The sequence below is a fragment of the Pseudomonas trivialis genome, assembly GCF_036864995.1.
Taxonomy (GTDB): Bacteria; Pseudomonadota; Gammaproteobacteria; order Pseudomonadales; family Pseudomonadaceae; genus Aquipseudomonas; species Aquipseudomonas trivialis.
This window is the reverse complement of sequence record NZ_CP142151.1, coordinates 351,800-375,000: the sequence shown is the minus strand read 5'-3', so window position 1 is coordinate 375,000 and position 23,201 is coordinate 351,800. Positions and strand designations below refer to the sequence as shown.

19 protein-coding genes are annotated in these 23,201 nt (G+C 60.5%); 7 read left to right on the top strand and 12 right to left on the bottom strand.

From position 1 onward, the window contains the following. Nucleotides 1–63 precede the first annotated feature (63 nt). The 5 genes from VRB54_RS01600 to hutC all read right to left on the bottom strand — a co-directional run bounded on the left by VRB54_RS01600 (nucleotide 64) and on the right by hutC (nucleotide 5,960). Entirely contained in the window at nucleotides 64–1,017 is a 954-nt protein-coding gene (locus VRB54_RS01600; protein WP_209987498.1) for an ABC transporter substrate-binding protein, read from the bottom strand. A gap of 69 nt (nucleotides 1,018–1,086) precedes the next feature. Then, a complete protein-coding gene (locus VRB54_RS01595; protein ID WP_338479265.1) occupies nucleotides 1,087–2,532 on the bottom strand; it encodes a cytosine permease in 1,446 nt (481 codons plus the stop codon). Between the two features lie 167 nt (nucleotides 2,533–2,699). Next, a complete protein-coding gene (gene hutU, locus VRB54_RS01590) occupies nucleotides 2,700–4,370 on the bottom strand; it encodes a urocanate hydratase (RefSeq protein WP_338479264.1) in 1,671 nt (556 codons plus the stop codon). A gap of 322 nt (nucleotides 4,371–4,692) precedes the next feature. Continuing rightward, nucleotides 4,693–5,253, bottom strand: coding sequence for a HutD family protein (locus VRB54_RS01585; RefSeq protein WP_338479263.1), 561 nt, complete (start codon nucleotides 5,251–5,253; stop codon nucleotides 4,693–4,695). Then, nucleotides 5,250–5,960, bottom strand: coding sequence for a histidine utilization repressor (gene hutC, locus VRB54_RS01580; RefSeq protein WP_422396088.1), 711 nt, complete (start codon nucleotides 5,958–5,960; stop codon nucleotides 5,250–5,252). The genes VRB54_RS01585 and hutC overlap by 4 nt, the downstream gene beginning before the upstream one ends. Before the next feature lie 147 nt (nucleotides 5,961–6,107). Here hutC and VRB54_RS01575 point away from each other — a divergent pair, with 147 nt between their 5' ends. After that, nucleotides 6,108–7,472, top strand: coding sequence for a formimidoylglutamate deiminase (locus VRB54_RS01575; protein WP_338479261.1), 1,365 nt, complete (start codon nucleotides 6,108–6,110; stop codon nucleotides 7,470–7,472). A 116-nt stretch (nucleotides 7,473–7,588) separates the two neighbouring features. Here the strand turns inward: VRB54_RS01575 and VRB54_RS01570 are convergent, their stop codons facing one another. The 4 genes from VRB54_RS01570 to VRB54_RS01555 all read right to left on the bottom strand — a co-directional run bounded on the left by VRB54_RS01570 (nucleotide 7,589) and on the right by VRB54_RS01555 (nucleotide 12,243). Beyond that, complete coding sequence (locus VRB54_RS01570) at nucleotides 7,589–8,158, bottom strand: lipocalin family protein (RefSeq protein WP_338479260.1); 570 nt, start codon at nucleotides 8,156–8,158, stop codon at nucleotides 7,589–7,591. Nucleotides 8,159–8,188: 30 nt separating this feature from the next. Beyond that, the gene (locus VRB54_RS01565) at nucleotides 8,189–8,443 is read right to left on the bottom strand and encodes a hypothetical protein (protein ID WP_209987470.1); all 255 of its coding nucleotides are present in this window, start codon (nucleotides 8,441–8,443) and stop codon (nucleotides 8,189–8,191) included. A gap of 176 nt (nucleotides 8,444–8,619) precedes the next feature. Beyond that, complete coding sequence (locus VRB54_RS01560) at nucleotides 8,620–9,630, bottom strand: class 1 fructose-bisphosphatase (protein WP_003237460.1); 1,011 nt, start codon at nucleotides 9,628–9,630, stop codon at nucleotides 8,620–8,622. 162 nt (nucleotides 9,631–9,792) lie between these two features. Next, the gene (locus VRB54_RS01555) at nucleotides 9,793–12,243 is read right to left on the bottom strand and encodes a glycogen/starch/alpha-glucan phosphorylase (protein WP_338479259.1); all 2,451 of its coding nucleotides are present in this window, start codon (nucleotides 12,241–12,243) and stop codon (nucleotides 9,793–9,795) included. Nucleotides 12,244–12,481: 238 nt separating this feature from the next. Here VRB54_RS01555 and VRB54_RS01550 point away from each other — a divergent pair, with 238 nt between their 5' ends. Further along, the gene (locus VRB54_RS01550; RefSeq protein WP_024072902.1) at nucleotides 12,482–12,916 is read left to right on the top strand and encodes a YkgJ family cysteine cluster protein; all 435 of its coding nucleotides are present in this window, start codon (nucleotides 12,482–12,484) and stop codon (nucleotides 12,914–12,916) included. Between the two features lie 207 nt (nucleotides 12,917–13,123). Here VRB54_RS01550 and typA read toward each other — a convergent pair whose 3' ends face one another. Together typA and thiI are read right to left on the bottom strand one after the other, a co-directional pair. Beyond that, nucleotides 13,124–14,944: a translational GTPase TypA gene (gene typA, locus VRB54_RS01545; protein WP_057008554.1), complete on the bottom strand. Its 1,821-nt coding sequence runs from the start codon at nucleotides 14,942–14,944 to the stop codon at nucleotides 13,124–13,126. Nucleotides 14,945–15,083: 139 nt separating this feature from the next. Then, nucleotides 15,084–16,538 carry a tRNA uracil 4-sulfurtransferase ThiI gene (thiI, locus tag VRB54_RS01540; protein WP_338479258.1) on the bottom strand — a complete coding sequence of 485 codons (1,455 nt, stop codon included), beginning with the start codon at nucleotides 16,536–16,538 and terminating at the stop codon, nucleotides 15,084–15,086. A 333-nt stretch (nucleotides 16,539–16,871) separates the two neighbouring features. Between thiI and glnA the strand changes: the two genes are divergently transcribed. The 4 genes from glnA (at nucleotide 16,872) to ntrC (ending at nucleotide 21,891) form a co-directional block, all read left to right on the top strand. Next, nucleotides 16,872–18,278, top strand: a complete 1,407-nt coding sequence (gene glnA, locus VRB54_RS01535; protein WP_338479257.1) for a type I glutamate--ammonia ligase — start codon at nucleotides 16,872–16,874, stop codon at nucleotides 18,276–18,278. A gap of 179 nt (nucleotides 18,279–18,457) precedes the next feature. Beyond that, nucleotides 18,458–18,994 carry a chorismate mutase gene (locus VRB54_RS01530; protein WP_338479256.1) on the top strand — a complete coding sequence of 179 codons (537 nt, stop codon included), beginning with the start codon at nucleotides 18,458–18,460 and terminating at the stop codon, nucleotides 18,992–18,994. Between the two features lie 378 nt (nucleotides 18,995–19,372). Continuing rightward, entirely contained in the window at nucleotides 19,373–20,458 is a 1,086-nt protein-coding gene (gene glnL, locus VRB54_RS01525) for a nitrogen regulation protein NR(II) (protein WP_338479255.1), read from the top strand. Beyond that, nucleotides 20,455–21,891, top strand: a complete 1,437-nt coding sequence (ntrC, locus tag VRB54_RS01520) for a nitrogen regulation protein NR(I) (protein WP_057008558.1) — start codon at nucleotides 20,455–20,457, stop codon at nucleotides 21,889–21,891. Before glnL ends, ntrC begins: the two co-directional genes overlap by 4 nt. 383 nt (nucleotides 21,892–22,274) lie before the next feature. On the opposite strand, the gene VRB54_RS01515 is transcribed toward ntrC, so the two are convergent. Then, entirely contained in the window at nucleotides 22,275–22,715 is a 441-nt protein-coding gene (locus VRB54_RS01515; protein ID WP_322212416.1) for a hypothetical protein, read from the bottom strand. Here VRB54_RS01515 and VRB54_RS01510 point away from each other — a divergent pair. After that, complete coding sequence (locus VRB54_RS01510) at nucleotides 22,714–23,169, top strand: tRNA (cytidine(34)-2'-O)-methyltransferase (RefSeq protein ID WP_209987451.1); 456 nt, start codon at nucleotides 22,714–22,716, stop codon at nucleotides 23,167–23,169. The two genes, VRB54_RS01515 and VRB54_RS01510, sit on opposite strands and share 2 nt — an antisense overlap. Nucleotides 23,170–23,201: the final 32 nt, after the last annotated feature.

Sequence of the window (23,201 nt, the reverse complement as noted above, 5' to 3'; positions counted from 1 at the left end):
TCGATCCAATGGGGTGTGGCCGGGCGCCCGGCCAGCCCTTCAGGGTAGCCGGACGCGCTTGACCTACAAGGCCGCGTCGATTTTTTTGGCGGCCTCGTCGCTGACCCAGGCGTGCCAGACCTCAGGATGTTCCTTGAGGAATATTTTCGCCAGTTTCGGCGATTCGATACGCTCCTTGGCCATACGGCCCAGGTTCTGGTTGAGCAGGTCGATGGGCAGGTTGACCTTTTCCAGCACGGCCACCAGTTCCGGTGCCTGTTCATGGAATGCCTTGGACAGGCCGACCTTGATGCTCACGCTTTTATCCACGCCGGGTTTTTCCTGCAGTTTGACCAGGTCGACCTGACCCATCAGCGGCGTCGGCGACCAGTAGTAGAACAGGATCGGCTCGCCACGCTTGTAGCTCGACAGCACCGCCGCATCCAGCGCCGGGCCGGTGCCCGGGCGGAAGTTGGTGTAGGTGTTCTCCAGGCCGTAGCTTTTCAGCATTTCGCTGTTGTCCAGCTCACAGGTCCAGCCGGCCGGGCAGTTGTAGAAGCGGCCCTTGGACGGTTCTTCCGGGTCCTTGAACACCTGGGCGTATTTGGCCAGATCCGCGATGTTCTTCAGGTCCGGCGCCTTGGCGGCAAGCTTGCGCTTGGCGTCGCCTTCGATCACGTAACGCGGCACGTACCAGCCCTCGATCGCACCGACGATAGGCGCGCCGACGCCCACGACCTTGCCGGCCTTCTCGGCCTTGTTCCAGACTTCGCTACGGCCCACCCACTCTTCGGCGAACACCTGAATGTCGTTACTGCCCAGGGCGTTTTCCATGGTGATGGAGTTGCCCGGCAGGCTGTCGGTTTTGCAGTCGTAGCCTTTTTCCAGCACGGTTTGCAGGATATCGGTCAGCAGCATGCCGCTTTCCCAGTTGAGGCCTGCAAACTTCACCGGCTTGCCGGATTCACACCAACCGGCCGCCTGGGCGCCGGCGCTTGCCAGAAACAGAGTGGCCAGCAGGGTCTTATGTATTTTCATTGTGGTGACGCTCCCAATCTTGAAATGGATTACGGCAGTCAGTAGGCGTCCTGCCCTGTCCACGTCCCATCAGGCCTGTGCAACCGGCCTGGTTTTTATTGGCGCAGCGCCCTGCTCTGGCGGCAGGATCAGGTGGTCAGGTACCGCGCTGTGCCATTTTTTTGCGCACAGGTAATACAGGCCGGCGGGCAGCACCAGGCCGATGATCCAGGAGATATCCACGTCACCGAGGGCGGCCACCAGCGGGCCGGTGTAGAACTTGGTGGAGATGAACGGCAACTGCACCAGCACGCCAAACGCATAGACGCTGATGCCCAGCAGGTTCCAACGCCCGTAGCGTCCGTTCGGATCGGCCAGGGCCGGCACGTCATAGCGCTCGCGGGTGATGCAGTAATAGTCGACCAGATTGATCGCGCTCCACGGTGTGAAGAACGCCAGCAGAAACAGGATGAACGACTTGAACGCACCGAGGAACGAGTGCTGGCCGAGCAGCGCGATCAGGGTTGCCGCGCCGACGATGGCCAGCACAAACCCCAGACGCTGCCAGCGCGTGACTTCGAGGCGACCGCGAAAGCCGCTGATGATGGTCGCGATGCACATGAAGCTGCCGTAGGAGTTCAGGGTGGAAATCGTGACCTTGCCGAACGCGATGCTGAAATACAGCAACGCAGCGGTGGCCCCCGTGCCGCCCAGGCCGACGATGTAGGCCACTTCGTGACCGGCGAATTGCCCGTTGGACAACGCGGCGGCGAACACACCGAGGATCATCGCCACCTGCGCGCCGATCACCGAACCGGCACCGGCGGCGAGGAAGGTTTTCAGTGAGGACGTGCGGCTCGGCAGGTAGCGTGAGTAGTCCGCCACGTACGGGCCGAATGCGATCTGCCAGGAGGCCGCGAGCGACACCGCCAGCAGGAAACTGCTCCAGCTGAAGTGACGGATTTGCAGGAGCGCGCCAACGTCGGCCTGGCTCATCAGACGGCTGAACAGATAGACAAACGCCACCACCCCAATGACGCTGGCGACGCGGCCGATGAAATGGATCACCCGATAGCCAAGCACCGTGACCAGCACGATGACACTGGCGAACATCAGGATACCGGTGCTGTCACTGACGCCGAACAACTGGCCCAGCGCCTGGCCGGACAGCACGGTGCCGGTGGCGGTGAAGCCCAGGTACATCAGGCACACCAGCACAATCGGAATGGCCGCGCCGTACACCCCGAACTGCACACGACTGGAGATCATCTGCGGCAGGCCGAGCTTGGGCCCTTGCGCCGCATGCAGGGCCATGACGCCGCCGCCGATCAGTTGGCCGATCAACAGACCGATCAACGACCAGAACACGTCACCGCCCAGCACCACCGCCAGGGCCCCGGTGACGATGGCGGTGATCTGCAGGTTGGCGCCGAGCCACAGGGTGAACTGGCTCAGGAGACGACCGTGTCTTTCCGCTTCCGGGATGTAGTCGATCGAACGTTTTTCGATCAGCGGGGTGCTGTCGTTTGCCGCCATGGGTGTTCAACCTCTGATGGAGTGTGGGGTACGAAAACCGCTCATCTTTGGGAGCTGGCCTTTGTGGGAGCTGGCTTGCCTGCGATGGCATCACTTGGGTGTTCCTGAAAGACCGAGTCGCCTGCATCGCAGGCAAGCCAGCTCCCACAAAAGCTCTTCCACATTGCCTATTTGATCATCGGGAGATTGAGGCCCTGCTCTTTGGCGCAGTCGATCGCGATCTGGTAGCCGGCGTCCGCATGCCGCATCACCCCGGTGGCCGGGTCGTTGTGCAATACCCGCGCGATGCGTTCGGCCGCTTCATCGGTGCCGTCGCAGACGATGACCATGCCCGAATGCTGGGAGAAGCCCATGCCCACGCCGCCGCCGTGGTGCAGCGAGACCCAGGTCGCGCCGCTCGCAGTGTTGAGCAAGGCGTTGAGCAGCGGCCAGTCGGACACGGCATCGGAGCCATCCTGCATGGATTCGGTTTCGCGGTTGGGGCTGGCCACCGAGCCGGAGTCCAGGTGATCGCGGCCGATTACCACCGGGGCCGACAGTTCGCCGCTGCGCACCATTTCGTTGAAGGCCAGGCCCAGCTTGGCGCGCTGGCCCAGGCCGACCCAGCAGATACGCGCCGGCAGGCCCTGGAAGCTGATGCGTTCACGCGCCATGTCCAGCCAGTTGTGAAGGTGGGCGTCGTCCGGGATCAGCTCTTTGACTTTGGCGTCGGTGTTGTAGATGTCCTGCGGGTCGCCCGACAGCGCGGCCCAGCGGAACGGGCCGATGCCACGGCAGAACAGCGGGCGGATATAGGCCGGCACGAAGCCCGGAAAATCGAAGGCGTTTTCCACGCCTACTTCCTGGGCCATCTGGCGGATGTTGTTGCCGTAGTCGAAGGTCGGGATGCCCTGCTTCTGGAATTCGAGCATGGCTTTTACATGCACGGCCATCGACTGCTTCGCGGCCTGGATCACGACGGCCGGCTCGGTTTTGGCGCGGGCGCGGTATTCGTCCCAGGTCCAGCCGGCCGGCAGGTAGCCGTTGAGTGGGTCGTGGGCGCTGGTCTGGTCGGTGACCATGTCTGGACGCACGCGGCGCTTGACCAGTTCCGGCAGGATTTCGGCAGCGTTACCCAGCAGAGCGATGGAAATGGCCTTGCCTTCCTGGGTGTATTTGGCGATGCGGGCCAGGGCGTCGTCGAGGTCGGTGGCCTGCTCGTCGACATAGCGGCTGGCCAGACGGAAATCGATGCTGACCTGCTGGCATTCGATGTTCAGCGAGCACGCACCGGCCAGCGTGGCCGCGAGTGGCTGCGCGCCGCCCATGCCGCCGAGGCCGGCGGTGAGCACCCAGCGGCCCTTGAGGTTGCTGTCGTAATGTTGGCGACCGGCTTCGACGAAGGTTTCGTAAGTGCCCTGGACGATGCCCTGGCTGCCGATGTAGATCCAGCTGCCGGCGGTCATCTGGCCGTACATGGCCAGGCCCTTGGCGTCCAGTTCGTTGAAGTGTTCCCAACTGGCCCAGTGCGGCACCAGGTTGGAGTTGGCGATGAGCACGCGTGGCGCGTTGCTGTGGGTTTTGAACACGCCGACCGGCTTGCCCGATTGCACCAGCAGGGTTTCGTCGTCGTTCAGATGGGTGAGGCTCTCGACGATCTGGTCGTAGCACTCCCAGTTGCGCGCCGCACGGCCGATGCCGCCGTACACCACCAGTTCTTTCGGGTTCTCGGCCACTTGCGGGTCGAGGTTGTTCATCAACATGCGCAGCGGCGCTTCGGTCAGCCAGCTTTTAGCGGTGAGCTTGTTACCGCGGGCGGCACGGATTTCGACATCACGGAACTGGGTAGGCTTGGTCACAACTCTGACTCCTGGGCGATCGATGCGCGAACAGGTGCGTGAGAAGAAGAGTCTTACGCACACACCTTTACTTGTATGTACAAGCATATGCAATCGAGCGGCCAACTTGCTGAGTCCGTCAGGAAGAATTTTTTATCGAGTACACGGGAGCCTTGAGAATTAAGGCTTTGTGAGCTTTTGTGAAATTTCCCGGATGGGTGTTTTCAACGAGGGCGAATACTGGAGCTGCATCACGCTGGGGCATTCGGTAACAAATTGGTGCACCGATTTGTAAACACCACAGAGTAAATGTGGGAGGGAGCAAGCCTCCCCACCACATTTTTTAACCGCGCGCGGTCAATTCGATAATGCAGCTACGGCCTGCCACGGAAATATCCAGCAAGCCGGTATTACCCGCCACTTGCAGGCAATCGTGATGACCCAGTTTCTGGTCCAGCACCCTCACTTCATCCGCCACGCTGAACACCAGCACCGTCTGCGCGGTGCTGAAAAAGCGCTGCACGCCGTCCACCCATTGCAAACGCGCGTGGTAACGCTGGGGCGAATAGATCAGGTTGAAATCGCGAATCGGCCCGGTGATCAGGCGGCAGGACACCTGACTGTCGCCACTGAAGGCGAAGGGTTGCAGCGGCAAGAGGCCGCGCTGCTCCTCGCCGTCCACGGTGAGCACCATGCCTGCGCCCTTGATCACGGTGATCACGCGCTGGTAGCCGGCGAAGGTGGAGAACCCGCCCGATTCGGCAATATCGGCAATCGACAGACGCCAGCCAAACCCATCCAGGCCTTCTCCTGCATCACGGGTGATTTCTTCGGTGCTGCCGCCGCCATTTTTCCAGGGCATGCGCACATAGTCGGTGGCGCGCCACACGCTGACTTCACTCATTTGCTGAAACGCCCTTCGAGGCTGTGCCGGGAACCGGGGTGGATCAAGCGCGCGGCGGTTACCGGCTGACGGCCCGACCAGGTGCGCCGGCGAATCAACAGGCAAGGTTCGCTCGGCTCGATCTGCAGCAGTTTGCATTCGGCGGCGTCAGCAAGAATCGCTTCGACCACATGCTCGCCTTCGGTGAGCGGCGCCACCTGGTTGAGGTATGCGTAGGGGGTTTGCCGGGTGAAGTCCTGCTGCAGGTAGTCGGGCGCGACCGCGGCGTTGACGAAGCGGTCTTCGATCTGCACGGGGATATCGTTTTCGTAGTGCACGATCAGCGAGTGGAACACCCGTCCGCCTTCACGCATTTCCAGCGCAACGGCGCGCTCGGAACCGGCAGCCTCTTCGCACAGGTGGATGACCTGGCAGGTATGACGATGGCCGCGCGAGGCAATCTCATCGGCAATGTTGTGTACTTCGAACAGTGCCGACTGGCTCTTGGGTTCAGCGACGAATGTGCCCACGCCCTGCATGCGCACCAGCAACCCTTCGGCGGTGAGTTCGCGCAGGGCGCGGTTGATGGTCATGCGGCTGAAGCCCAACTGGCTGACCAGTTCGCTTTCCGACGGCACGCGGTAATGGGGCGGCCAGTTGCCGTTGAGAATCTGCTGGCTGATCATCTGTTTGACGCGGGCATACAAGGGCGCCGGACTTTCGTCCATGTGGGCAGCCAGCGAAGACTTGGCAGGCGGAGTCGGCACAGGGAATCCTTGCAGGGGAAAAAGAAGCATAGATTGCCGGAGTTTACCGAGCAGGCAAACGTCTGTATATGTATATACAAATAAACACACGACCGGAGTCTTCTGATCATGTCCGCATTCTTTGCCGAACGCGCGCTGCTGCCTGATGGATGGGCCAACGATGTACGCCTTGAGGTGGGCACCGACGGCCTGTTGACTCGGGTCGAGGCCAATGCCGATGCACAGGGTGCCGAGCGGCTCAGGGGCCCGCTGTTGGCCGGCATGCCGAACCTGCATTCCCATGCCTTCCAGCGCGCCATGGCCGGCCTGGCGGAAGTGGCGGGCAACCCGAATGACAGTTTCTGGACCTGGCGCGAGCTGATGTACCGCATGGTCGGCAAGATCAGCCCGGACCAGTTGCAGGTGATCGCGCGCCAGCTGTACATCGAAATGCTCAAGGCCGGCTACACCTCGGTGGCCGAGTTTCATTACGTGCATCACGATGTCAGCGGCCAGCCTTACGCCGACCGCGCCGAGCTGTCGCGGCAGATCAGCCAGGCGGCCGCCCACAGCGGTATCGGCCTGACGCTGGTACCGGTGCTCTACACCCACTCGGGGTTTGGTGGCCAGGCGCCGAACGAGGGCCAGCGGCGTTTTATCAACAGCACCGACAGTTACCTGGACCTGCAGGCCCGCTTGCGACCGATGCTGGCGGCACAACCGGCGCAGCAGCTGGGGCTGTGTTTCCACTCGCTGCGGGCGGTCACCCCGCAGCAGATCCACGACGTGCTGGCAGCCGGTGACAAGGCGTGCCCCGTGCATATCCACATCGCCGAGCAGCAGAAAGAAGTCGACGATTGCCTGGCCTGGAGCGGCAAGCGTCCGCTGCAATGGCTGTATGACAACGTTGAAGTCGATGAGCGCTGGTGCCTGGTGCACGCCACCCACGCCGACGCGGACGAAGTCGCGCGCATGGCCAGAAGCCGTGCGATTGCAGGGCTGTGTCTGACCACTGAGGCGAATCTGGGTGACGGGATTTTTCCGGCGGTGGATTTTCTCGCCCAGGGTGGGCGCATGGGCATCGGCTCCGACAGCCATGTGTCGCTGAGCGTGGTGGAGGAATTGCGCTGGCTGGAATATGGCCAGCGGTTGCGGGATCAGCGGCGCAATCGTCTGTATCGCTCCGATCAGCCGATGGTCGGCCGTACGCTGTTTGATGCCGCGCTGGACGGTGGGGCCCAGGCGCTGGGGCAACCGGTTGGTCGATTGGAAGTGGGCAAGCGGGCGGACTGGATCGTGCTTGACGGTGATGATCCGTACCTGGCCACGGCAAGCGGGGATGGGATTCTCAATCGCTGGCTGTTCGCCGGAGGAGATCGGCAGGTGCGCGATGTGCTGGTGAACGGCAAATGGGTGGTGCGCGATGGGCATCATGCCGACGAAGATGAAAGCGCGAGGGCCTTCACGCAGGTGTTGAGGACTCTACTCGGATAAAAAATGTGGGAGGAGGCTTGCTCCCGATTGCGGCATGTCAGTCATGAATATGGCGACTGATGCACTGCTATCGGGAGCAAGCCCCCTCCCACATTGGGTTCAGGGTGTTGTCGAGGTTATTGCGAGGTCTTGGCCATCTGCTTGTCCGAGGTGCGGAAGATCAGGCGTGTGGTGTCATAGCCCTGTTGCCGCGCCCTGCTGAGCAGGTCTTCACGAGTTTCAGCGCTCACCGTTGGTGTACGCGACAGGATCCACATGTAGCGACGGCTCGGGCTGCCAACGATGGCGGTCTTGTAGTCATCGCTGACGTACAACACCCAGTAGTCGCCCTTGGCTACGCCAGGCAGCAGCGCGGTAAACCAGTTATTGAATTCCACCCAGAGCTTGTCGGTCTTGCCCGGCACTTGCGGTGTGGCGGTGCCCTTGGCTTCTTCCCACTTCCACTCGGTGGTCAGGCAGCGGTTGAATACCGACATGTCGCCATCCGGCAGCAGGCTGTAGCGAGCTTCCGACTGCGCGCAGTTGCGCTGGAAGTACATCGGCAATCGAGCCAACTCGTACCAGGTGCCCTGGTAACGCTTGAGGTTGACGTTGCTCGCGGTCTTGGGTTGCAGATCATCGCCAGAATGGCTGGCGCAGCCCGCCAAAAACAGGCTGGCGCAAAGGAACAAAACAAAACGCATCATTCTTCTTCTCCCGCAGGCTTGCGCCCCGGTTTACTTCAGGCCTTGCCCGGAAAACAACACAACCTTGTCACCGGCATATTGAACGCTGATAAAACTGTTTTTATCGCCCCAGGTGCAGCTGGACATGCCCAGTGCGCCGGAACAGTCAGTCGGAGTGCCCAGCAACGACTCCACCTCAGCCTTGGGCATCCCGGCCGACAACTTTGCGTAATTCTCTTGATTGACCTTGCTGCAAGCGGCCAGCAGCACGCAAAAAGTCAGCAAGGCGAGACGACGTAACGACATGGATAAACTCCTGGAAGGGCGAAGCAGCGTGGGTATCTGCCAGAACCTTAGAAGGGAAAAGGGGGTCTGGTTCCCGACACGCAAAAACAAAAAAAGCCCCGAAAACGCTGAAACGTTTCGGGGCTTCTTCAAGGGTGATCCGCCTCACAACGCGGCGGATTGTTTATCGCACGCGCTTACTTCTTGTGATAGGCCGTCACACGCTCAACTTCTTCCTTCGAACCCAGGAACACCGCCACACGCTGGTGCAGGCCTTCAGGCTGGATGTCGAGGATGCGCTGGTGACCGTCGGTGGACGCACCGCCCGCCTGCTCAACCAGGAACGACATCGGGTTGGCTTCGTACATCAGGCGCAGCTTGCCCGGCTTGGACGGCTCGCGGCTGTCGCGTGGGTACATGAACAAGCCACCACGGGTGAGGATACGGTGCACGTCGGCGACCATCGCAGCCACCCAGCGCATGTTGAAGTTTTTCTTCAGCGGGCCTTCTTCGCCGGCCATCAGCTCGCCAACATAGCGGGTCACCGGCTCTTCCCAGTGACGCTGGTTGGACATGTTGATCGCAAATTCCTGGGTGGACGCAGGAATGGTGATGTCTTCGTGGGTGAGTACGAAGCTGCCCATTTCGCGGTCCAGGGTGAAGCCTTTTACGCCGTCGCCCAGAGTCAGCACCAGCATGGTCTGCGGGCCGTAGATCGCGTACCCGGCAGCAACCTGTTCGGTGCCGGGCTGCAGAAAGGCCTTTTCGTTCAGCGCTTCGTTCTGGCTCAGGTATTCGTTGGGGCAACGTAGTACCGAGAAGATGGTGCCGACCGGTGCGTTGATGTCGATGTTGGACGAGCCGTCCAGTGGGTCGAATACCAGCAGGTAGGCGCCCTTCGGGTATTTGCCCGGGATCTGGTAGGCATTGTCCATTTCCTCGGACGCCATGCCAGCCAGGTGACCGCCCCATTCGTTGGCTTCGAGCAGGATCTCGTTGGAGATCACGTCGAGCTTCTTCTGCACTTCGCCCTGCACGTTTTCAGTGCCCATGCTGCCCAGGACACCACCCAATGCGCCTTTGGACACGGCGTGGCTGATTTCCTTGCAGGCACGCGCCACCACTTCGATAAGGAAGCGCAGATCAGCAGGCGTGTTATTGCTGCGGGTCTGCTCGATCAAATAGCGACTCAAGGTAACGCGGGACATGTAAGGCTCCGGACAATGGGGGGCTGAAAACCCGCGCAGTTTAGCGCGAGTCGGGGCTTAAATCCTCTCATCAGAGGATTTAAGCGCAATAGAGTTCATGGTCTGGCAACAGATCCAATGCGGGAGGGAGCAAGCCCCCTCCCACACTTTGCATTGCAGCGTTTAGTCGAGCGCTTTCCAGATCTCGGTAGCGTACTCGCGGATCGTGCGGTCGGAACTGAACCAGCCCATGCGCGCAGTATTGAGCACCGCCGAACGCCACCACGCCTTGGAGTCGTGCCAATGCGCTTCGACCCGTGCCTGGGCGTCCCAGTAGGAATCGAAGTCGGCGCACACCAGGAAACGGTCGTAGTCGATCAGCCCGTCGATCAAGCCCACGTAGCGGCCCGGATCATCCGGCGAGAACACGCCGCCACGAATCGCCTGCAGCACGTCGTTAAGACGATGGGACGCAGCGATGTCCGGCCCGGCGCTGAATTCACCGGCGTGCTTGCGGGCTTCCACCTGCTGCGCGCTGAGGCCGAAGATGAACATGTGCTCGGCGCCGACCTGCTCGTGCATCTCCACATTCGCGCCATCCATGGTGCCGATGGTGAGCGCACCGTTGAGGCCGAACTTCATGTTGCTGGTGCCCGACGCCTCGAAGCCTGCGGTGGAAATCTGCTCCGACAAGTCCGCCGCCGGGATGATGCTTTCTGCCAGGCTCACGTTGTAGTTGGGCAGGAACACCACCTTGAGCAGACCGCGTACGGTCGGGTCGTTGTTCACGGTGCGCGCGATGTCGTTGGTCAGCTTGATGATCAGCTTGACCTGGTGATAGCTCGCCGCCGCCTTGCCCGCGAAGATCTTCACCCGCGGCACCCAGTCGGTGCCCGGCTCGGCACGGATCGCCTGGTACAGCGCCACGGTGTGCAGCAGGTTCAGCAGTTGGCGCTTGTACTCGTGGATACGCTTGACCTGTACGTCGAACATCGCCGCCGGGTTGACCGAAATGCCCAGGCGCTCATGGATGATCTCGGCCAGGGCACGCTTGCTGTGCAGGCGCTGGTCGGCGAAGGCTTTACGGAAAGCCTGTTTCTCGGCGAAGGTTTCAAGCTCCGTCAGGCGGGTTTCCATGGTATCGAGAATGTCCGGCCCCAGCGCGTCCACCAGCATCTGCGTGAGCTTGGGGTTGGCCTGGTACAGCCAGCGGCGGAAGGTAATGCCGTTGGTTTTGTTGTTGATGCGCTCCGGGTACAGCTTGTGCAGTTCGGAGAACACGGTGCTGCGCATCAACTGGGTGTGCAGGCCGGACACGCCGTTGACGCTGTGGGAACCGAGGAACGCCAGGTTACCCATGCGCACGCGACGGCCGTTGTCTTCTTCGATCAGCGAAACGGCACGCAGCACGTCGAAATCGTGGATGCCTTTAGCGCGCAGCGAGTCGATGTGCTGGGCGTTGATCAGGTAGATGATCTGCATGTGCCGGGGCAACATGCGCTCCATCAATCCGACCGGCCAGGTTTCCAGGGCTTCAGGCAGCAGGGTGTGGTTGGTGTAGGACAGCGTTTCGACGGTCACGTCCCACGCGGCTTCCCAGGGAATGTCGTGCAGGTCCACCAGTTGACGCATCAGTTCGGCCACGGCGATGGACGGGTGAGTGTCGTTGAGCTGGATCGCGGCGTGTTCGCCCAGGCTCAGTACCGAGCCGTGCATGTTCTTGTGGCGGCGCAGCAGATCCTGCAACGAGGCGGAGACGAAGAAGTACTCCTGGCGCAGGCGCAGTTCCTGCCCGGCTTCGGTGCTGTCGGCCGGGTAAAGCACGCGGGAAATACTTTCGGCGCGGGCCACTTCGGCGACGGCGCCCAAGTGGTCACCGGCGTTGAAGCGCTCCAGGTGCAAGTCCTCCACGGCGCGCGCACGCCACAAGCGCAGGGTGTTGACGCTGGCACCGCGCCAGCCGACCACCGGCGTGTCGTAGGCAACCGCGCGCACGGTTTCGCCGGGCGTCCACACCTGGATCATCTTGCCGGACGCATCCGGCAGGGTTTCGACGCTGCCGCCAAAACCAATCGGGTAAATCACTTCGGCGCGTTCGAATTCCCATGGGTTGCCGAAATCCAGCCAGCGTTCGGTCTGTTCCTGTTGCCAGCCATCGACAATCGCCTGGCGGAACAAGCCGTGCTCGTAGCGGATGCCGTAACCGTGCCCGGCGATGCCGAGGGTGGACATGCTTTCCATGAAGCACGCGGCCAGACGCCCCAGGCCACCGTTGCCGAGCGCCGCATCGGGCTCCAGCAGACGAATGCGCTCAAGGTCGACGCCCAGCTCAGCCAGTGCGTCGCGCGCGATCTCCAGCACGCCCAGATTGCTCAGGCTGTCGTAGAGCAAGCGGCCGATAAGAAATTCCAGCGAGAGGTAATACACCCGCTTCTGGCCTTTTCGGTAGATACGCCGCGTGTGGTCCATCCAGTGGTCGACCATCTGGTCGCGGGCGGCCAGGGCAATGGCTTCGAACCAGTCATGGTCGAAGGCGTGATCCGGGTCCTTGCCCACCGCGTAAGTGAGTTTGGTCAAGACGGCATCGCGAAATGCGGCTACCTCTGCTTCTCGTGCAAGTGGTTCCTGAGACATCAATTGCGACCTCGGGCGAGATAGAAGGAGTTGCTAGAGCCTAGACCGTCTGACAGACGGTAGCGGCTGCGGTTCGTCAGTTTTTTAACTCATTAACGGTTTGGTGAATTTGATGCAGGCGCCGTGCCCGCTTTTGGCTCAAACGTGCCTTTTGGCCGAAACCCGCAAAATATTGTTCAAAAAACCACCAATCCCGGTATCATCGCGCGCCCTGCTACCGCCCCACCCTGGAACCCTGATGAAGCCTCAACTGATCGCCGCCGCGGAACTCGACCGCCTGGAAACCTGGCAGAAATATTCCGCCCACATGTGCGGCGGCTGCGTGTCCAGCTGCTGCACGCTGCCGGTAGAGGTGAAAATCAAGGACCTGATCCGCATTGGCATCGTCGACGAATTCGAGCGCGGTGACCCGCCGAAGAACATCGCCAAGCGGTTGCAGAAGGAAGGCATCGTGGAGCGCTACAACAACAAATCCGAGATCTTTACCCTGCAGCGCATGAGCAACAACGATTGCCTGTACCTGGATCGTAAGACGCGCTTCTGCACTATTTATGACAAGCGCCCGGATACCTGCCGCAACCACCCGAAAATCGGCCCGCGGCCGGGGTACTGCGCGTACAAGCCCAAGGAAGTGGTGCGCGAGACCAAGTTCAAGACGCTCGATAAGTTCTGATTCGGGTTTTGTGGGGCTCTCAAGGGCCCCATCGGGGGCAAGCCCCCTCCCACATTTTGATCTGTGAATACATTCAAAAGTGGGAGGGGCGGTGCGACGATTCGACTTGCCCCCGATGAGCCCAGTACAGCCACCACCAAAACTGCAGGCACAAAAAAACGCCCCCGGCCTTTCGACCGGGGGCGTTTTTATTCAGCCTGAGTTAACTCAGTTCTTGGATTTCTTGGCAGCGCGGGTACGCTCGCCTTCGTCCAGGATCTTTTTACGCAGGCGGATCGACTTAGGCGTAACTTCGCACAGCTCGTCGTCCTGGATGAATTCCAGAGCCTGTTCCAGGGTGAAGCGAACAGGTGGGACCAGAGCGATGGTTTCGTCTTTGCCCGAAGCACGCATGTTGTCGAGCTTCTTGCCTTTGGTTGGGTTGACGCCCATGTCGTTGTCACGGCTGTTCAGACCAACGATCTGACCGTTGTAGATCTCTTGACCGTGTTCAACGAACAGCTTGCCACGCGCCTGGAGGGTTTCCAGGGAGTAGGTCAGCGCCTTGCCGGTTTCTACCGATACCAGTACACCGTTCTGACGGCCGGACATGTCGCCGGACTTCATGGTGTCGTAGCGATCGAAGATCGAGGTCAGGATGCCAGCACCGTTGGTCAGGGTCAGGAACTGGTTACGGAAACCGATCAGACCACGAGCAGGGATGTTGTATTCCAGACGTACACGGCCTTTGCCATCCGGCACCATGTTGGTCAGGTCGCCCTTACGCAGGCCCATCTCTTCCATGACCTTGCCCTGGGATTCTTCAGGGGTGTCGATGGTGACGTTTTCGAACGGTTCCTGCTTCACGCCGTCAACCTGACGGATGATCACTTCCGGACGACCAACACCCATTTCGAAGCCTTCGCGACGCATGGTTTCGATCAGTACCGAGAGGTGCAGCTCACCACGGCCGGAGACTTTGAACTTGTCAGCCGAGTCGCCTTCTTCAACGCGCAGTGCAACGTTGTACAGCAGCTCTTTGTCCAGACGCTCCTTGATGTTACGGGAGGTCACGAACTTGCCTTCCTTACCGCAGAACGGCGAGTCGTTCACCTGGAAGGTCATCGAAACGGTTGGCTCGTCAACGGTCAGAGGCTTCATCGCCTCGACGGTGTCCGGCTGGCACAGGGTGTCGGAGATGAACAGCGAGTCCATGCCGCTCACGCAGACGATGTCGCCAGCAAACGCTTCTTCAACGTCGATGCGGTGCAGACCGTGGTGACCCATCAGCTTCAGGATACGACCGTTACGCTTCTTGCCGTCCGCGCCGATTGCCACAACCGGGGTGTTCGGCTTGACGCTGCCACGGGCAATACGGCCAACGCCGATAACACCCAGGAAGCTGTTGTAGTCCAGTGCCGAGATTTGCATCTGGAACGGGCCTTCACGGTCAACTTTCGGCGGCGGTACGTTGTCGACGATCGACTGGTACAGCGGGGTCATGTCTTCAGCCATGTCGGTGTGGTCAAGACCAGCAATACCGTTCAGGGCCGAGGCGTAGATCACCTGGAAATCGAGCTGTTCTTCGGTGGCGCCCAGGTTGTCGAACAGGTCGAAGATCTGGTCCAGAACCCAGTCCGGACGCGCGCCTGGACGGTCAACCTTGTTGATGCACACGATCGGACGCAGGCCGGCTTCGAACGCCTTCTTGGTCACGAAACGGGTTTGCGGCATAGGGCCGTCTTGAGCGTCAACCAGCAGCAGCACGGAGTCGACCATCGACATTACGCGTTCCACTTCGCCGCCGAAGTCGGCGTGGCCCGGGGTGTCCACGATGTTGATGTGGTAGCCGTTCCAGTTGATGGCGGTGTTTTTCGCCAGGATGGTAATACCGCGCTCTTTTTCCTGGTCGTTGGAGTCCATCACGCGCTCGTCGTTGAGCTCGTTGCGCTCCAGGGTGCCGGATTGACGCAGGAGTTTGTCTACCAGGGTGGTTTTACCGTGGTCAACGTGAGCAATGATGGCGATGTTACGTAGATTTTCGATCACTTGTGTATCTCGATCAGAGGATTCGGTGTGCTGACAGGTCGTGGCAGCGATTAACAGTAGAGTCAGGCCTTGCCGTTACAGCTTGACGGCAGAGTCGGGGGGCCGGTGACGCAGGCCACAGGCAAACAGCCCCGGGCTCTTAGCTCGGTCGATAAACGCGCACATTGGCATGCCCCTCACTGAGCAAATGGTGGGCATGCAGGCGACTCATCACGCCTTTGTCGCAATACAGCAGGTACTGACGGCTGTTATCCAGTTCCTTGAAACGCGCGTTCAATGCATAGAACGGCAGCGTTTGTACGTCGATGCCGGCGATTTCCAGCGGCTCATCCTCGGCGGCATCCGGGTGACGGATATCGACGACGATCTGACCGGCCAGGGCTTCGCTGACTTCTTCGATCTGCACATCCTGGCCCAACTCGTCGATCACGCGATCGATCGGGACCAGTTTGGCGTTCTCGAGCGCACGCTCCAGAACCGCCATATCAAACTGTTGTTCTTCATACTCCACGCGGTTGCGCTTGGCGTGGGTCTTGGGGTTCACCGAGATGACCCCGCAGTATTCGGGCATGTGCTTGGCGAAATCGGCGGTGCCGATTTCTTCGGCCAGGTCGATGATGTCCTGCTTGTGGCTGGCGATCAGCGGGCGCAACACCAGCTTCTCGGTCACACAGTCGATCAGCGACAGGTTGGGCAGCGTCTGGCTGGCCACCTGGGAGATCGCTTCGCCGGTCACCAGCGCGTCGATCTGCAACTGATCGGCAATGCGGGACGCAGCGCGCAACATCATACGCTTCAAAACCACGCCCATATGACTGTTATCGACTTTAGCGAGAATTTCGCCCAGCACTTCCTCAAACGGCACGCTCACAAACAGCACGCGCTGGGAGCTGCCGTACTTCTTCCAGATAAAGTGCGCGACTTCCATCACGCCCAATTCGTGTGCACGCCCGCCCAGGTTAAAGAAGCAGAAGTGGCTCATCAGGCCGCGGCGCATGATCTGATAGGCCGCCACCGTAGAGTCGAAACCGCCGGACATGAGGACCAGGGTCTGCTCCAGGGCGCCCAGCGGGTAGCCGCCGATGCTGTTGTGCTGGCTGTGGATCACAAACAACCGTTGGTCGCGAATTTCCATGCGCACTTCAATTTGCGGCGCTTTCAGGGAAATTCCGGCTGCGCCGCACTCGCGACGCAGCTTGCTGCCGACGTATTTCTCCACATCCATGGAGCTGAACGGGTGCTTGCCGGCGCGCTTGCAGCGTACCGAAAAAATCTTGCCTTCAAGCTCACCGCCAAAGTGCAGCTTGCACTTCTCGGTGATGTCATCGAAGTCGCCCAGCGGGTACTCGTCCACCTGCAGGAAATGCGCGATGCCCGGCATGCAGCTCAGGCGCTCGGTCATGTCCTTCAGGGCTTTGGCGTCGGTCAGGCGGGTTTCCAGCTCGAGGTTGTCCCACACACCATTGACCACCACAGCCGGGTCCAGATCGCGGAGCACGGCACGGATGTTCTTGGCCAACTGACGGATGAAACGCATCCGTACCGGTCGGCTCTTGATAGTGATTTCAGGGAAGACTTTTACGATTAATTTCATGGAAACAGCGCGTGCCGGGCCTGCTGAAAAAGGGGGCGCGGATTATAGCGGAAATCGCTCAAGGTTTAACCAGTTAATATGCACCCCACTTTGCGCGCACCAAATTCGTGCGCCTTCATCTAAAAGCGCCACATTGCAGTGCGCATCGTTTTGGCATTTGTCGCTATGCACCTTTATAGGGTCGCATTTGGAGCACAAAACCCATGTTGGCGCACTGGCATGCAATTTGCTCTCTTGTGAGGCAGGTTGCCATGGCGGACTATCCGCGCCGGCATCACCCACATTCCAAGGGCTAACTCCACTACCCCAGCCCGAAGCCACCCGGAGGACACCATGTCGAAGTCGGTTCAACTCATCAAAGATCATGACGTTAAATGGATTGATCTGCGCTTCACGGACACAAAAGGCACTCAGCACCACGTGACCATGCCGGCTCGCGATGCGCTGGATGACGCTTTCTTCGAAGAAGGCAAAATGTTCGACGGTTCCTCCATTGCTGGCTGGAAAGGCATCGAAGCTTCCGACATGATCCTGATGCCGGACGACAGCACTGCCGTCCTCGACCCGTTCACCGAAGAGCCTACCCTGATCCTGGTATGCGACGTGATCGAGCCTTCGACCATGCAAGGCTACGACCGCGACCCACGTGCGATCGCCAAGCGTGCCGAGGAATACCTGAAGTCGACCGGTATCGGTGACACCGTATTCGTGGGCCCGGAGCCAGAGTTCTTCATCTTCGACCAAGTGAAGTTCAAGTCCGACATCTCCGGTTCCATGTTCAAGATCTACTCCGAGCAAGGCTCCTGGATGTCCGACCAGGACGTGGAAGGCGGCAACCATGGCCACCGTCCAGGCATCAAAGGCGGCTACTTCCCGGTGCCACCATTCGACCACGACCACGAAATCCGTACGTCCATGTGCAACGCCATGGAAGACATGGGCCTGGTCATCGAAGTGCATCACCACGAAGTGGCCACTGCCGGCCAGAACGAAATCGGTGTGAAGTTCAACACCCTGGTAGCCAAGGCTGACGAAGTTCAGACCCTGAAGTACTGCGTACACAACACCGCCGTTGCCTATGGCCGTACCGCGACCTTCATGCCAAAGCCTCTGTACGGCGATAACGGTTCGGGCATGCACGTTCACCTGTCCATCGCCAAAGATGGCAAGAACACCTTCGCTGGCGAAGGCTATGCCGGCCTGTCCGACACCGCCCTGTACTTCATCGGCGGCATCATCAAGCACGGCAAGGCCCTGAACGGCTTCACCAACCCGTCGACCAACTCCTACAAGCGTCTGGTCCCAGGTTTCGAAGCGCCGGTCATGCTGACCTACTCGGCACGTAACCGTTCGGCCTCGATCCGTATTCCTTACGTGTCCAGCCCGCGCGCTCGCCGCATCGAAGCCCGCTTCCCGGATCCAGCAGCCAACCCGTACCTGGCCTTCGCTGCGCTGGTCATGGCTGGCCTGGACGGCATCCAGAACAAGATCCACCCTGGCGACGCCGCTGACAAAAACCTGTACGACCTGCCGCCTGAAGAGGCCAAGGAAATTCCACAGGTGTGCGGCAGCTTGAAAGAGGCCCTGGAAGAGCTGGACAAGGGCCGTTCGTTCCTGACCAAAGGCGGCGTGTTCAGCGACGACTTCATCGATGCCTACATCGAGCTCAAGAGCGCTGAAGAAATCAAGGTTCGCACCTTCGTACACCCACTGGAATACGAGCTGTACTACAGCTGCTGATCCGGTAGCGCCGCTTGAGGCGGCGTGATGAAAAAAGACCTCCTTCGGGAGGTCTTTTTTTTGCCTGAGCATGAAGAATACGGGAGGGGGCCTACCCCCGATGGCAGAGCGTCAGGCAATACCTGTATAACCTGACCCACCGCCATCGGGAGCAAGCCCCTCCCACAAGGAGATCACCTTTGAAAGTACGATTTTTGTTTGCCTTGATGTTTGCCAGCGCCACCGCCAGTGCCGCGCCGCCCACCCTTGAGCCGCTGCTCAACAGCATCGCCGAGCGTCTGGAGATCGCCGACCAGGTGGCCCTGAGCAAGTGGGACAGCCACAAGCCTGTGGAAGACAGGAAGCGCGAACAGGAAGTGATCGCCAGCGTTGTCGCCCAGGCACCGAGCTACAAGCTCGACCCTGCCACCGCCGAGCAATTCTTCTCGGCACAAATCGAAGCGAACAAACTGGTGCAGTACACCCACTTGTCCGACTGGCAGTTCCAGGGCAAGGCGCCCGACGATCCGCGCCCTGACCTGGTCAAGCAAATCCGCCCGCAATTGGATGAGCTGCAAAAGAGCCTGCTCAAGCAACTGGCTGATTTCACCCCTCAGCGCACGGATCCGCAGTGCCCGCAATGGCTGGCCGAAGCCGTGCATGAACCGCTCAACGACCCGCTGCGCCAGTTGGCGATGATCCGCGCCACGGCCGAGCTGTGTGTCTATAAGAGCTAAACTGATCAACAGTGTGGGAGCAGGCTTGCTCGCGAATGCGATCTTTCTGTCGATGCATCGGGTGACTGACACACTGCATTCGCGAGCAGGTCCGCTCCCACATTTAGCCATCACGCATTCAGCATCCTCGCGCGAAGGCTTCCTGAACAAACTTCAAGAAATCGCACTATATTAGTGCGACAGTCTGCACCCTACCCATCCGCCGACCCCATTTTGGTTCGAAACTTCCCGCTCAAGCTGGCAGAACGCCACAGTTTCGCGCCTGAACCCCCTATTTCAGGGCCTGCGCGCTTCTTTTCGGAGCCTTGGTTTGGTTTTTGCATTTTCCTCGTATCAGCGTGTGCCTCAAGCCTGCGCCTTGCTCCAAAAGAGGTCCTGATGACCATCAGCGATGCACTGCACCGTTTGTTACTCGATAACCTGACCACCGCGACCATTCTGCTCAATGCCGACCTGCGCCTTGAGTACATGAACCCGGCGGCGGAGATGCTCCTGGTCATCAGCGGCCAGCGCAGCCATGGGCAGTTCATCAGCGAATTGTTCACCGAGTCCGCTGAAGCCCTGAGCTCGTTGCGCCAGGCGGTCGAGCAGGCACACCCGTTTACCAAGCGCGAAGCGATGCTCACCGCCCTCACCGGCCAGACGCTGACCGTCGACTACGCCGTAACCCCCATCCTCAGCAACGGCGCCACGCTGCTGCTGCTGGAAGTGCATCCGCGTGATCGCTTGCTGCGCATCACCAAGGAAGAAGCCCAACTGTCCAAGCAGGAAACCAGCAAGATGCTGGTGCGCGGCCTGGCCCATGAGATCAAGAACCCCCTCGGCGGCATTCGCGGCGCGGCGCAGTTGCTGGCGCGCGAGCTGCCCGAGGAGCATCTCAAGGACTACACCAACGTCATCATTGAAGAGGCCGACCGCCTGCGTAACCTGGTGGACCGCATGCTCGGCTCCAACAAGCTGCCGTCCCTGGCGATGACCAACGTGCACGAAGTGCTCGAACGCGTCTGCCAGTTGGTCGAGGCCGAAAGCCAGGGCTGCATCACGCTGGTGCGCGACTACGACCCGAGCATTCCTGACGTATTGATCGACCGCGAACAGATGATCCAGGCGGTACTCAATATCGTGCGCAACGCCATGCAGGCCATCAGCAGCCAGAACGAGTTGCGCCTGGGCCGCATCAGCCTGCGCACCCGCGCCCTGCGTCAGTTCACCATTGGCCACATACGCCATCGCCTGGTCACCAAGGTCGAGATCATCGACAACGGCCCGGGCATTCCTGCGGACCTGCAGGACACCATTTTCTTTCCCATGGTCAGCGGCCGCCCGGACGGTACCGGGCTGGGCCTGGCCATTACCCAGAACATCATCAGCCAGCATCAGGGCCTGATCGAATGTGAGAGCCATCCCGGCCACACCACGTTCTCGATCTTTCTGCCACTGGAACAAGGAGCCCCATCGACATGAGCCGTAGTGAAACTGTCTGGATCGTCGATGACGACCGTTCCATCCGCTGGGTCCTGGAGAAAGCCTTGCAACAGGAAGGCATGACCACCCAGAGCTTCGACAGCGCCGACGGCGTTATGAGCCGCCTGGCGCGTCAGCAGCCCGACGTGATCATCTCCGACATCCGCATGCCCGGCGCCAGTGGCCTGGACCTGCTGGCGCGGATTCGCGAGCAGCATCCGCGCCTGCCGGTGATCATCATGACCGCGCATTCGGACCTGGACAGCGCTGTCGCCTCCTATCAGGGCGGCGCGTTTGAATACCTGCCCAAGCCGTTCGACGTGGACGAAGCAGTGGCGCTGGTCAAGCGCGCCAATCAGCACGCCCAGGAGCAGCAGAATCAGGAAGCGCCACCGGCTCTGACCCGCACCCCGGAAATCATCGGCGAAGCGCCGGCGATGCAGGAAGTGTTTCGCGCCATCGGCCGCTTGAGCCATTCCAACATCACCGTGCTGATCAACGGCGAATCGGGCACCGGCAAGGAACTGGTGGCCCACGCCCTGCACCGTCACAGCCCACGGGCAGCGTCGCCGTTCATTGCATTGAACATGGCCGCCATCCCCAAGGACCTGATGGAATCCGAACTGTTCGGCCACGAGAAAGGCGCCTTCACCGGCGCGGCCAACTTGCGTCGCGGACGTTTTGAGCAGGCTGACGGCGGTACGCTGTTTCTCGATGAGATCGGCGACATGCCGGCCGATACCCAGACCCGCCTGCTGCGCGTACTGGCGGACGGCGAGTTCTACCGGGTTGGCGGACACACGCCGGTCAAGGTGGATGTGCGCATCATCGCTGCGACCCACCAGAACCTGGAAACCCTGGTGCATGCGGGCAAATTCCGTGAGGACTTGTTCCACCGCCTCAACGTTATCCGCATCCATATTCCGCGCATGTCCGATCGTCGCGAAGACATCCCCACCCTCGCGCGCCACTTCCTCAGCCGCGCCGCCCTTGAGCTGGCCGTTGAGCCGAAGCTGCTGAAAACCGAGACCGAGGAATACCTCAAGAACCTGCCGTGGCCGGGCAACGTGCGTCAGTTGGAGAATACCTGCCGCTGGATCACGGTAATGGCGTCCGGGCGCGAAGTGCATATCAGCGACCTGCCGCCGGAACTGCTGAGCCTGCCGCAGGATTCAGCCCCGGTGACCAACTGGGAACAGGCCCTGCGCCAATGGGCCGACCAGGCGCTGGCACGCGGCCAGTCGAACCTGTTGGACAGCGCAGTGCCGGCGTTCGAGCGGATCATGATCGAAACCGCGCTCAAGCATACCGCCGGGCGTCGTCGCGACGCGGCGGTGTTGCTGGGTTGGGGACGCAATACCCTGACGCGCAAGATCAAGGAACTGGGCATGAAGGTGGACGGTGGAGACGACGATGAGGGCGATGACGCCTGATACTTGTCAGCATCCATCACCGTTCAAATGTGGGGAGCAAACCCCCTCCCACATTTGGATCTGCATACACATTCGGAACGTGCACCGCTTCAATGCACCATGAACCGGCATCGGGCATGAACACCGCGCCCAAAAACCAGGCCCATTGAAAAACAGTTCAAAGCTGAAAACACCAAAGCCCCGTATCCCGGGGCTTTGCGCTTTTTGGCAAACGTTTTTAGCAAAACATGCAAACTCTGGCACGCGCCCTGCAATAACCCTTGTACAACCCAGTTTCGGGGACCTTGGTACAGGCAGGCCGAGAATCCCCTCTTTAACACCGAAGCCTCTGGCTTCACCCCGTTTTGGGAGCCCTGGTACAGGCAGGCCGGGAACTCCCTCTTTTATTGCTCCTGGAGATGGACCTCCAACCGCCAGCGGTCGTCGAACGACTCGCCCTTCCACTCCCCGCGCAACGGCCGAGCCGACACCAGGTTCAGCAGCAAGCCACCATCGGTCTTGCGCACGCGCCAGTTCACCAGACTTTCATTGACCTGCAACTGCCCTCCGGCAGACTTGCCCTGCGCGCCGAACAGCAGTGCCACGGTGCCGTCGATGTGTTCGCCATGCAGCTTGGGTTCGCGGTTGAACCACACCACGACGCCGTCAGCGACAGTCTCCACCCGCAGCAACTCCACCGGGTCCGGAATGGTCAGGCGACCAATCATCAACCCCACCATCAGGCCGACAATTGCCAAAGAGCCCATCACACGCGGCAATAGCTTCGGCCTCGGATCGTCTTCAGGGGTAGAATGCAGCGCATCTTTGCCTTCGGAGCCGTGCATGTTTCACGTCATCCTTTTTCAACCAGAAATTCCGCCGAATACCGGCAACGTTATCAGGCTGTGCGCCAACAGTGGCTGCCACCTGCATTTGATCGAGCCTCTGGGCTTTGACATGGACGACAAGCGCCTGCGCCGCGCCGGGCTGGACTACCACGAATACGCCACGCTCAAGCGCCATGCCGACCTTGCCAGTTGCCTGGAAAGCCTGGGCCACCCCCGGCTGTTCGCGTTCACCACCAAGGGTTCGCGGCCCTTCCATGATGCGAGCTTTGCCGACGGCGACGCGTTCCTGTTCGGCCCGGAAAGCCGCGGCCTGCCGGCCGAGGTGCTCGACGCGCTGCCCGAGGGTCATCGCCTGCGTCTGCCGATGCGCGAGGGCTGCCGCAGCCTGAACCTGTCCAACACCGTAGCCGTCGCCGTGTACGAAGGCTGGCGCCAACTCGGTTTCAAATAACACACATAACAAATGTGGGAGGGGGCTTGCCC